Annotated in this window: 4 protein-coding genes; 2 read left to right on the plus strand and 2 right to left on the minus strand. The window is 74.9% G+C overall.

Features of this window, described 5'->3' with window-relative positions:
• Positions 1-352 precede the first annotated feature (352 nt).
• Positions 353-2869, plus strand: a complete 2517-nt coding sequence (locus ABT122_RS28815; RefSeq protein WP_351558252.1) for an ATP-binding protein — start codon at positions 353-355, stop codon at positions 2867-2869.
• Between the two features lie 79 nt (positions 2870-2948).
• Here ABT122_RS28815 and ABT122_RS28820 read toward each other — a convergent pair whose 3' ends face one another.
• Together ABT122_RS28820 and ABT122_RS28825 are read right to left on the minus strand one after the other, a co-directional pair.
• The gene (locus ABT122_RS28820) at positions 2949-4565 is read right to left on the minus strand and encodes an aspartate aminotransferase family protein (RefSeq protein WP_351558254.1); all 1617 of its coding nucleotides are present in this window, start codon (positions 4563-4565) and stop codon (positions 2949-2951) included.
• A 123-nt stretch (positions 4566-4688) separates the two neighbouring features.
• Complete coding sequence (locus tag ABT122_RS28825) at positions 4689-5090, minus strand: YybH family protein (protein WP_351558256.1); 402 nt, start codon at positions 5088-5090, stop codon at positions 4689-4691.
• 293 nt (positions 5091-5383) lie between these two features.
• Between ABT122_RS28825 and ABT122_RS28830 the strand changes: the two genes are divergently transcribed.
• On the plus strand, positions 5384-12591 hold a 7208-nt coding region (locus ABT122_RS28830), incomplete at its 3' end, for a type I polyketide synthase (RefSeq protein WP_351558258.1).

Below are 12591 nucleotides of genomic sequence, written 5' to 3' on the forward strand. Positions count from 1 at the left end.
CTGGTGCCCATGGTGCGTCTGGGCAGGGACGACCGCGACGGGGAGACACGGCAGTGTCAAGAAATGGCTTGTTGTCCCAGAGCAATTGATTTCCTCAAAATTTATACTTATCCTGAAGTCGGCCGCGCCTTCGGAATGGCCGAATGAGTGTTCGGTATGTGTGGCGACGGGAGAGCCTGTTCGGGAATGTTGATTTCGAACTGACATACCCATACCCCACGGCGCCCCCATCCCCTTCTTCCGCCCCCGCATCCAGCATCCGGAATCCCCTGGGTCCGGCCATTCATATCGAGTGATGTACACATTCTCAGTGCTCTAGGGAGTGACCGTGCAATTTCAGATCCTGGGGCCCATGGAAGTTTTCAGCGGCGGTCAATCGCTGCCACTCGGCGGCACGAAACAGAAGGCCACCCTCGGCTATCTGCTCCTCCAGGCCAACCGGGCCGTGGCCACCAGCCATCTGCTCCACGCCTTATGGCCGGTGGGCGAGGCCCCGGTCTCCGCCCGGAAGGTGCTGCAGAACGCGGTCTGGGGTCTGCGGCGGGTGCTCACCGGGCCGGTCCCCCGAGCGGCGCCGGACCGGGGCCCGGATGCCCGGGGCCCGGACCAGGGCACCGCCCTGGTCACCCAGGCTCCCGGGTACAGGCTCCGGGTCGACCCCGGCGATGTCGACTTCTTCCGCTTCCAGAGCCGGGTGGAGGCGGGCCGGGCGAAGCTCGCGGCGGGCGAACCCGAGCAGGCCGCGCGGACGTTGCGCGAGGCCCTCGCGCTGTGGCGCGGACCCCTGCTGGCCGATCTCGTCGAGGCCGGTATCGGCTGGCCCGAGCTGTCCACCGCGCAGAACGCCCAGTGGGACGCGATGGAGGACTGCTTCGAGGCGGAGCTGGCCTGCGGGCGCCATCTGGCCGTCCTCGGCGACCTGGAGGCCATGGTCGAGGGCATGGCCCTGCGCGAGCGCTCGGCCGGGCAGCTGATGCTGGCCCTCTACCGCGGCGGGCGCCAGGCGGACGCGCTCCATGTCTACAGCAGGGTGCGCACCGCGCTGGTGGAGGGCCTCGGGCTCGAACCCGGCCGGGACCTCCGGACACTCCAGCAGGCGATCCTCGCGCACGACCCCGCGCTGACCCTGCTGGGCACGCCCCCCGGCCGGAAGGAGGGCACGGGGGTGGAGCGCGTCGTGGTGGAGCGAGCGGGGGCGGTGTCCACGGAGGCGGAGCAGCCCCGCACGGGCACCAGCACAGGAACCAGCACCAGCACCGGAACCAGCACCGGACTCGCGGAGGCCACCGTGCCCCGGCCGTCCGTGCCGACGGGCGATGAGGGAGTCCCGCGAGCGGGCACGGCGCCGCTCGACAGCGGCCAGTGGGCCGTCCACGGCATCCCCGAGCCCCGGTCGGAGTCCGGCGGACGCGAGTACGTGAGCACGCTGGTGGTGCAGTCGCGGTTCGCCCCGGAGGCGGCCCGCGCCGGGGCACCGGGCGCGGAGGAGCTGCTGAAGGACATCACCGCGCGCGTCAGGGAGAGCGCCGAGCGCTTCGGCGGCGCGGTCAGTGCCACGCTCGGCTCCGTCACCGTGCTGCTGTTCGGGAAGACGGGCGAGCAGCGGGACACGGCCGAGCGGGCGGTCCTCGCCGGGCTGGCCGTCGCCGAGGAACTCCACTCCGGTGCCGCGCCGCTGCCCCCGGAGGTGACCGTCCGCGCCTCGGTGGCCACCGGGGAGGTGCAGGTGTGCAGCCGGCTCGCCAACGGAGCCCCGCTGACCTTCTCCGGCCTGCTGCTCGGCCGGGCGCACGCGCTGATGTTCAGCGCGGACGACGGGGAGATCCGGGTCTGTGACGAGACACGGCGGGCCACCGGGCCGCGGATCAGCTACCGCCGTCACGACCCCAGCGGCGAGTGGATCGTCCGGGGAAGCCACCGGGACATCGTCGGGCAGGACTTTCTGCCCACCGTCGAGCGGGAGTTCGAGCTGGGGCTCGTACGGCATCTGGTGGAGCACGCCCGGCACCGCTCCGCCTCGCATCTGGTCACCGTGCTCGGCGAGGCCGGGACGGGAAAGTCTCGGTTCCTCGCGGAGTTCGGGCGGGAGATGTCCCAGCGCTACTGTCTGGCCCACTTCCGGGTGCCGGAGCGGGCCGCCGGTCCCGACCCGCGCGCTCCCGCGCCGCCCGACAGCGATCCGAGCGCCGTGCACACCCTGGAGTGCGCGATGGTCAACGCCCTCTTCGGCATTCTGCCCGGCGACTCCCCCCAGCTCGCCATGGACAAACTCCTCAGCGCCTTCCGGCGCCTCGGCGAGGGGGAGACCGAGGCCCACATGGGCTGGCTCAAGGAGTGCCTGGTTCCGTTCGTCGATCCCGGAGCCGGACCCATCCCGCCGAAGGACACGGCGGTGGAGATCGCCGAATGGCGGAGATTCCTGGAGCGGGCGGAGCTGGGGCACCCTCTCGTCCTCGTCATCGACGATCTCCACCGGGCCCATGACGATCTGCTGGACTTCGTCGACGGGCTGGCCGGTCTGGGGTGGGTGCCGCTCGTCGTGGTCGTGTCGGCCCGACCGCAGCTGCTGCGCCGCCGGCCCGGCTGGGGCGGCGGGAAGCGGCACACCGCGACGATCACCCTGGAGGCGCTCTCGGACGCGGCGGTGGACGAGCTGGCCGACTTCCTGCTGCTGCCGGCGCCGGGCGGACAGCGGGGACCCGCCCGCTGGTTCCAGGACCAACTGGGCGCCGGCGGCGACGGGCCGGAGGAGCGCCGCCGCCATGTCCGCGCCCTCCTCAGCATGGGCACCCCCCGGCGTTTCCTCCGGAGCGCCCCGGGCGGCGGCAGAACGGCGCCCGGGCCGCTGGCCCCCTCCGGCAGCAGATAGCGGCGGACCGGCCCCCCGTACCGGGGCCGCCACCCCGCCCCGGGCGCCGCTTCCCTCGGGCGAGCGCCCGGGGCGGGCGTCAGTCACCGGCGAAGGCCTGTCCGTCCTGGTCCCCCAGAACGCGGCACAGGGCCCGCAGCGCCTGGTCGAGCCGGTCGATCTCGGCGTCGGTCAGCAGCAGCGACGGCTCGAAGCGGAGGGTGTTGACGGCGCTCGCGGTGGGGAAGGTCCGGATGCGGTGCGCCGTGAGGAGATAGCCGGAGACGGCATAGCCGAAGACACCGGCGAGGGCCGCCGCCCGAATCCGGTGCGCCGTCGCCCCCGACTGGTCGTGGAACTCCAGACCGAGCATCAGCCCGGTGCCCCGGACCTCCTTCACCACCCCGGGGAACTCCTCCCGCAGCGCGGTGAAGACCGCCCTCAGCCGCTCGCCCCGCTCCCGCGCCAGCCGGTACGCGCGGCCGCCGTCGGCCTCCAGCAGTTCGAGCACCCGCAGCGCGAGGGTGGAGGAGAAGGTGTCCTTCGCGAAGGTCGAGGTGTGCACCAGCTCGAACTCCGGGCGGTACCGCTTCCCCCGGATCAGGGTCACCGCCGTCTTGGCGATGCCCCCGCCGAGGCTCTTCGCCAGGGTGTAGTAGTCCGCCCGCAGCCCGATGCGCGAGGCCGCGAAGAAGGCGCCCGTGCGCCCCATGCCGCTCTGGATCTCGTCGACCACGATCGGGCACCCGGCGTCCGCGCAGGCGCGCTGAATCTCCCGCGCGGTCTCCGGGCTCATCTCCCGGATGCCGCCCTCGCCCTGGATCACCTCGCAGACGAACGCGCCGAAGACCGGGAAGGGCCGTTCGACGACGGCGATCCCGCCCCCTTCGACCACCACATCGAGGACGGTGCGCCGCTCCCGCGCGAGGACCTCGCCGAGGGCCTCGGGCCGGTCGGAGGCGATGAAGCGGGCCGGTGGCGCCATCGCCGCGAACGGCAGCCGGTACGCGGCGTTGTGCGTCAGCTGGACGCTGCCGACCAGCTTGCCGTGGAAGGAGCCCTCCAGGGTGAGGAAGACCGGCGGGCGGGCGGTGCGCCGGGCGTTCTCGGCGCGCACGGCCCCGGCCAGCCGGTCGAAGCCGGCGGGACCCGCCTCGCGGTCCTCCGCACCGATGTCCAGGGCGTCGAACGCCGGGGCCGTGACCTTCGCGCCGCCGTCCAGGACCGCCGCGCGCGCGGCGTCCAGATGGGCACCGATCTCCTCCTCCAGAGCGCGCAGTTCGAGCACCCGGTCGAACTCGGCGTGCTTGAGGGCGACTTCGACCGACTCCGCGCCGCTGTTGGAGAAGACCGAGAAATAGGGCTCGCTCTCCCCGAATTCACGCTGGACAATGGAGTTCAGAAGCCGCGCGACCTTGCTCGCGGCGGGCTGGCGGGAACCCTGGGCCAGCACCGGGCTGCCCGAATCCAGAAAATCCCGCGCGGCGGCGACCACTTCGGGATGGTTGTGGCCGAGGATGAGCGACCCATAGCCGCCCGCGAAATCGATGACGGGAATCTCCTCACCCGATCCGGTACGGAGGATGAGCGTGTTTCCCGCGCCGCGCACATACTCGACACCGAATCCGAGGGAGGAGAGCCACTGGAGCATCATCGGATCGGCGAGTTCGGTTTCCGTCCCGGATTGGGGAATGGACGTGGTCCGGTCTGAGGCCATGGGCCGACCATAACCGGGGAATCCGGGCGGCCCCACAGCTGCCGGTCACGGCCCGGTAAGATCCCCGCCCGCTCCCCTCGCGATGAGCGGCCGGTGCCCCCGCCGTGAGCGAGCGGTCCGGGCTCAGGGGAGCGGCGGCGCTCCGCCGAAGGGGTTGTCCACGGCGAACCGCCACGAGCCGTCCGCGCCCCGGCGCAGCACGTCCACGCCGGTGCCGTTCATGTGCTCCGGCCCGTCGGGGCCGGCGATCTCGATGGACCAGTCCACGATCAGCAGCGCCGTGTCGCCGGCGGTGAACGACTCCCGCAGCGCGGCGGTCATCCGGGGTCCGAGTGCGAGGAATTCCCGCAGGGCCTCCTTGCGGGCCGGGCCGGAAAGCGGGTTGCCCGGCTCCCACACGGCGATCGCGTCCGCCGTGTACACATGGTCGAGTGCGTCGAGATCGCCCGCGTTGAAGGCGGTCAGAAAGAGCCTTGCGTGTTCTTCCGGGCTGCCGGCGGACGGGAAGGGGGGTGTACCGGGCATGTCGAGGGCGCTCCCACTCTCATCGGTAGGGACTTCGGGTGTCCGGGCACGTCGCCGCGGCGACGGCCACGCGGGAAACGGCCCGGGGCGATGGCTCGCGGGCAATGGCCCGAAGATAGCCGACGGCGCTTCGGATTCGGCTCACGGCCGGGCAATGGACGGATCAACGGCCGTTCGCGCGGGGGCGGTTACCGGCTCCTTACCGGGAGCTGGACCGGCCGGAGTAAAACTGGGGCCGCATTCCCGAACGTCTACCGGACGCCGCTGGCGGCCATGAGGGGAATCGCTCCATCATGAAGAAGATCGCCGTTGTCGGAGTGTCCTGCCGCCTGCCCGGAGCCGGTGACCCCCGGGCCTTCTGGAAGCTGCTGAGCGCGGGGGAGAGCGGTGTCTCGGACGGGCCGGACGGCCGGCGCGGCGGGTTCCTCGCCGCCACCGAGGCGTTCGACCCCGGCTTCTTCGGTGTGTCACCGCGCGAGGCCGCCGCCATGGACCCGCAGCAGCGGCTCGTACTCGAACTCGTCCAGGAGGTCCTGGAGGACGCCGGGACCGTGCCCTCCGCACTGCGCGGCACCGGTACGGGGGTCTTCGTCGGCACCTCGCGCGACGACTACGCCCACCGGCTCTACCAGCACGGCGGTGCGGCGATCACCCGGCACACCATGACCGGTCTCAGCCGAGGGGTGGTCGCGGGCCGGGTCTCGTACCATCTCGATCTGCGCGGACCGAGCCTCACCGTCGACACCGCGCAGTCGTCCTCCCTCGTCGCGGTGCATCTCGCCTGCGAGAGCCTGCGGTCGGGCGAGACGGACACGGCGATCGTCGCCGGGGTGAATCTGGGCTTCCTGCCCGAGCACTCCGTGACCGAGGAGCGCTTCGGGGGGCTCTCCCCCGACGGCGCGTGCCATGCCTTCGACGCCCGGGCGAACGGTTTCGTGCCCGGCGAGGGCGGCGGCGCCGTGCTCCTCAGACCGCTGGAGCGGGCGCTGGCCGCCGGGGACCGAATCTACGGCGTCGTCCACGGCAGCGCGGTGAACAGCGACGGAGCGACCCCGGGGCTGACCGTGCCGAGCCGCGCCGCCCAGGAGAGCGTCCTCCGGCTGGCGTACACCCGCGCCGGGATCGATCCGCGCCAGGCGCAGTACGTCGAGGCGCACGGCACGGGCACTCCGGTCGGCGACCCGGTCGAGGCGGCGGCGCTCGGCGCGGCCCTCGGCCGGGGGCGGCCGGACGGGGACCGGCTGCTGATCGGGTCGGCCAAGACCAACGTCGGTCATCTGGAGGGCGCGGCGGGCATCGTCGGCCTGCTCAAGACGCTCCTCGGTCTCCACCACCGGGAGCTGCCGCCGAACCACGACCACCGCGACGACCATCCGGCGATCCCGTTCGGGGAACTCGGTCTGGCCGTGCAGCGCTCCCGGACGGGATGGCCGCACCCGGACCGGCCGCTGGTGGCCGGGGTCAGCTCCTTCGGCATGGGCGGCACCAACTGCCATGTGGTGCTGGGCGCCGGCCCGCCGCCCGCCCCCCGCGCCGAGGACACCGTGCTCCCCGCCGTCCTGCCCTGGGTGGTGTCCGGGCGCGGCGGTGACGCGCTGCGCGCCCAGGCCCGGCGGCTGGCGGACGCCGTGCGCACGGGCGGCTGCGGGCCGGACCCGGTGGACATCGGCTGGTCGCTCGCCACCACCCGGGAGACCTTCGACCACCGCGCGGTCGTCCTCGCCGACGCCGGGGACGGGGACGGGGACGGAGGCAGTGGAGACGGAGGCAGTGGAGACGGAGGGGCCACGGGCGGCGGGGTTCCCCCGGGGGAGCACCGCGCGGCCGTCCGGGACCGGCTGCTGCGCGGTGTCGACGCGGTGGCCGAGGGGCGGTCCGTGCCGGAGGTGTTCACCGGCGTCGCCCTGCCCGGTCGCCTCGCGGTCGTCTTCACCGGCCAGGGCAGCCAGCGAGCGGCCATGGGACGGGGGCTGTACACGGCGTATCCGGTGTACGCGGAGGAGTTCGACCGGGTTCTCTCGCATCTCGACCCGCTGCTGGGGCGCTCGCTCGGGTCCGTCGTCGACTCCGGCGAGGGGCTCGACGACACGGCGTTCACCCAGCCCGCCCTGTTCGCCGTCGAGGTCGCGCTGTACCGCCTGGTGGAGTCCTGGGGCGTACGGCCCGCTCTGCTCGCCGGGCACTCCGTCGGCGAGATCGCCGCCGCCCATGTCGCCGGGGTGCTCTCCCTCGCGGACGCCGCCGCGCTCGTCGCGGCCCGGGGCCGGCTGATGGGGGCGCTCCCCGCGGGCGGCACCATGCTGGCGGTCACGGCGGCCGAGGAGGAGGTGCTGCCGCTGCTCACGGGGTACGAGGACCGGGTGGCCGTCGCCGCGGTCAACGGTCCGGCGGCGGTGGTGCTGTCCGGGGAGAGCGCGGCCGTCGCCGCCGTCGCGGCCCGGCTGGCCGCCGCCGGGCGGCGGACCAAGCGGCTCGCGGTCTCCCACGCCTTCCACTCACCGCTCATGGAGCCGGTGCTCGACGGCTTCCGGGCCGTCGTGGAGTCGCTGCGGTTCCGGCCGGGGACCGTGGACCTCGTCTCCACCGTCACCGGCCGCCCGGTGCGCGACGGCGCGATGTCGTCCCCCGCGTACTGGACCGACCAGGTGCGCCGCCCGGTGCGGTTCCTGGACGCGGTCCGGGCGCTGGAGGAGGAGGGCGTCACCACCTGTCTCGAACTGGGCCCCGACGGGGTGTGCTCGCCGATGGTGGCCGACGCGGTACGCGACCCCGGGGCGCGGCGGGTCGTGCCGGTCGCGGCCCTGCGGGCGGGCCGGCCCGAGGCGCCCTCGCTGCTGGCCGCCCTCGCGACGGTGTTCGTGCGCGGCGGGGCGGTGGACTGGGCCGCCGTGCAGCAGGGCGCGGGGGGCCGCCGCACTCCCCTGCCCACCTACGCCTTCCAGCGCGAACGGCACTGGTTCGACACCTCCGGGGGCGGCGCTCCCGCCCCCGGGCCGGCCGCGCCTCCGGAGGCCGCCGCCCCCGGGCCCGTACCCGAGCGGCCACCGGAGGAGCAGCCCCCTCCCGGCGCCCTACCCGACGGACCGCCGGAGAACGACACCACCGATCCCGCGCACCGCACATCACCCCAGGACGACACCACCCGCCCCGCGCCCCACCCGTCACCCCAGGACGGCACCACCCGCCCCGCGCACCGCGCATCACCGCGTGCGCGGGAGGTGGGCGATCTGGTGACGACCCGGGTCGCGGAGGCGCTCGGTCACCGGGACCACCGGCGCGTCGAGCACCACCGCACCTTCGGTGAGCTGGGGTTCGACTCCCTGACGGCGGTGGAGCTGCGGTCGGCGCTGGCGGAGGCCACGGGGCTGCGGCTGCCCACCGGACTGCTGTACGACCACCCGACCCCGGCCGCCCTCATCGCCCACCTCGCGGACCGCCTCGCCGGACGACCGGTGGCGGCCGGGCCGGTGGAGACGGGGAGCCGCGCGGAGCGGGCGCCCGGCCCGGCCGACGACGGTGACGCCATCGCCATCATCGGCATGGCCTGCCGCTACCCCGGCGGGGTCACCTCCCCCGAGGAGCTGTGGCGGCTGGTCGACGACGGAGTGGACGCCGTCTCGGCCTTCCCCGCCGACCGGGGCTGGACCCTGGACTCATCCGCCACTCCCGGCCCGGCCCCCGGAAGCGGGCTGCCCGACCGGGGTGGATTCCTCCATGACGCCGGCGACTTCGACGCCGCCTTCTTCGGTGTCTCGCCGCGCGAGGCCCTCGCCATGGACCCGCAGCAGCGGCTGCTCCTCGAAACCGCCTGGGAGGCGGTGGAGCGGGCGGGCATCGACCCGCGCACCCTCGCCGGCACCCGTACCTCCGTCTTCGTCGGAGCCGCCGCGCTCGACTACGGCCCCCGGATGCACGAGGGGGACGGCGGCGCCGAGGGCCATGTGCTCACCGGTACCGCCCCGAGCGTCGCCTCCGGCCGGGCGGCCTTCTCGCTCGGTCTGCTCGGCCCCGCCGTCACCGTCGACACGGCCTGCTCGTCCTCGCTGGTGGCGCTGCATCTGGCGGTGCGCTCCCTGCGCTCGGGCGAGTCCGCGATGGCGCTCGCGGGCGGGGTCGCCGTCATGTCGACGCCCGGCATGTTCGTGGAGTTCGCCAGGCAGGGCGGGCTCGCCCCCGACGGCCGCAGCAAGTCCTTCTCGGCGGACGCGGACGGCACCTCCTGGGCCGAGGGCGCGGGTCTCCTCCTGCTGGAGCGGCTCGGTGACGCACGGCGCGGCGGTCACCGTGTGCTGGCCGTCATCCGGGGCAGCGCCATCAACCAGGACGGCGCCTCCAACGGGCTCACCGCGCCCAACGGCCCCTCCCAGGAACGTGTCATCCGCCAGGCCCTCGCCGACGCCCGGCTGCGCCCCGCCGACATCGACGCGGTCGAGGCCCATGGCACCGGCACCCGTATCGGCGACCCCATCGAGGCCGAGGCGGTCCTCGCCACCTACGGCAGCGACCGGGCGGGGGGCGAACCCGTCCGTATCGGGTCCCTGAAGTCGAACATCGGCCACGCCCAGGCGGCAGCGGGCGTCGGCGGTGTCATCAAGATGGTCCAGGCCCTGCGCGCCGGGGTGCTCCCGCGCACCCTGCACATCGGTGAACCCACGCCGCACGTCGACTGGAGCGGCGGCGCGGCGGAGCTGCTGCGGGAGCGGCGGCCCTGGCCGAGGACGCCGGGCCGCCCGCGCCGGGCCGCCGTCTCCTCCTTCGGCATCAGCGGGACCAATGCCCATCTCGTCCTCGAAGAGGCCCCGCCGGAGAGCGGCATCCCGGAGACCACGGACGGCGCCGCCACCTCGGGGACCCCACGCGCCACCGCCCCGGTGCCTCCCGGGCCCGCCCCGGTGAGCCCCGCGCCCATGCCCGCCCCGGTGAGCCCCGCGCCCGTCCCCGTGCCGTGGGCGCTCTCCGGCCGCACCGACGGGGCGCTGCGCGCCCAGGCCGGCCGGCTGCGCGAACTGCTGCGCCGCCGGCCGGAGCTGAGTCCGGCCGATGTCGGGCACTCGCTGGCCACCACCCGTACCGCCTTCGAGCGGCGCGCCGTGGTCACGGGCGGCGGGAGCGCCGATCTGCTCCTCGGCCTGGAGGCGCTGATACGGGGGGAGGACTCCCCCCACCTCGTGCGCGGCACCGCCGCCGACCACACCCGTACCGCCTTCCTCTTCACCGGCCAGGGCTCGCAGAGGCCGGGGATGGGCAGGGAGCTGTACGCGGCCTTCCCCGTCTTCGCGGACGCCTTCGACGCCGTGTGCGCGGCGCTCGACCCCCATTGCGGCCGTCCGGCGCGCACCGTGCTGGATGTCCCGCCGGTACCGGAGCCGGGCCGCGCGGACGGCACGGGCGGCGGCGAGGGCGGCGCACGGATGCACCCGGTCCATACGACGGCCTTCGCCCAGCCCGCGCTCTTCGCCGTCGAGGTGGCGCTCGCCCGGCTCCTGGAACACCACGGCCTCACGCCCGACTTCGTCGCGGGCCACTCCATCGGCGAGCTGGCCGCCGCGCACATCGCGGGTGTGTGGTCGCTCCAGGACGCGGCCCGGCTGGTCGCCGCCCGGGGCCGGCTGATGCAGTCGGCGCCCTCCGGCGGTGCCATGATCGCCGTCCAGGCTTCGGAGGCGGAGGCGCGCGCGGCGCTGGAGGACCGCCGGGGGACGGTCGCGGTGGCCGCCGTCAACGGCCCCGACGCCGTGGTGATCTCCGGCGACGCCGACGGCACCGCCGCCGTCGCGGCGGCCTTCGCCGCGCGCGGGCGCCGCGTCCGCGCCCTGCGGGTGAGCCATGCCTTCCACTCACCGCACATGGACGGGGTGCTGGAGGCGTTCCGGTCGGTGGCCGGGGACGTCGACCACCGGCCGCCCCGGATTCCGCTGATCTCCACCGTCACCGGCGAGCCGGCCGATCCCGCCGAGCTGGCCTCCCCCGACTACTGGGCCCGGCAGATCCGCGAGCCCGTCCGCTTCCTCGACGCCGTACGGACGCTGGAGGCCCGGGGGGCCCGCGTGCTGCTGGAGGTGGGCCCCGATGCCGCGCTCACCGCCATGGCGGAGCGCTCCCTCACCGGGGCGGCGGACCCCGTGACCGTCATTCCGCTCCAGCGCGGGGGCCACCCGGAGGCCGGTGCCTTCGTCGCCGCGCTCGGCCGCGCCCATGTGGCGGGCGCCGCGCCGGACCTGACGCCCCTGTTCCCCGGCGCGGGGCGGGTGGACCTGCCGACCTACGCCTTCCAGCGGCAGCGCTACTGGCTGCTCCCCGGGGCGCGCGGCGACGCGCGCGGCCTCGGGCTCGATCCGTCACGCCACCCGCTGATCTCCACGGCCGTCGAACTCGCCGGCCGCGACGAGACGGTGCTGACGAGCCGGCTCTCGCTCGCCGGCCAGCCCTGGCTCGGCGACCATGTGATCCGGGGTTCGGTCCTCGTGCCCGCCACGGCCTTCCTCGAACTGGCCGTGGCCGCCGGGGACCGCGCGGGTGCCCGGCGGGTCGCGGAACTCACCCTGGAGACACCGCTGGTGCTGTCCGGGCGACAGGCCGTGCGGGTCCAGATCGCGGTCGCGGCGCCGGACGCCCGGGGCAGCCGCCCCTTCACCGTGCACGCCGCGCCCGACGGCGGCGAGGACGCGCCCCGGATCTGGACCCGGCACGCCTCCGGTCTGCTCGACGCCCCCGCTCCGGACGTCCCCACGCCGCCGTCCCCGGCACCGGAGCCGTGGCCTCCGGCGGGCGCGGTGGCGGAGCCGGTCGACGGTGCCTATCGGCGTCTGGATGAACTCGGCTACGGCTACGGCCCGGCGTTCCAGGGGCTGCGCGCCCTCTGGCGGGTCGGCGACGACCTCTGTGCCGAAGTACGGCTGCCCGGTGACGAGGGCGTGTCCCCGGGCGGGTACGCCGTCCACCCGGCGCTGCTGGACGCCGTGCTGCACCCGCTGCTGCCGGGGGTCGCCGACCCGGATGCCCCGCCGGGGCTGCCGTTCGCCTGGAGCGGTGTCACGGTGCACGCCGGCGGCGCCACCGAGCTGCGCGCGCGGATCTCACCGGCGGGCCCCGGCGCGTACCGCATCGTCCTGCTGGACGGCGGCGGACTGCCCGTGGCCACGGTGGAGTCGCTGACCCTGCGCCCCATGGACAGCTCGGCGCCGCCGCTCGGCGCGGCCTCCGGTGCGGCGGACGCGGCGCTGTTCACGGTGGAGTGGCGGCGGATCAGCACCCCCGGCGGCGGCACGGCGCGGTGGACGGAGGTGCCGGACACCGGGGAGCTGCCCCCACCGGGGGACGGCGATCCGGTGGTGAGGGTCGCCGGTGGCGCGGTCGCCGACGCGTCGGCGGTGACGGCCCGCGCGCTGACGCTGCTCCAGCGCTTTCTCGCCGATGAGCGGTACGCCGGGTCCCGGCTGGTCTTCGTCACCACCCGCGCCATCGCCGCACTCCCCGGCGAGGACGTACCCGGACTCGCCCA

This window comes from Streptomyces sp. NPDC001985 (genome assembly GCF_040296845.1).
In the GTDB taxonomy this organism is placed as follows: Bacteria; Actinomycetota; Actinomycetes; order Streptomycetales; family Streptomycetaceae; genus Streptomyces.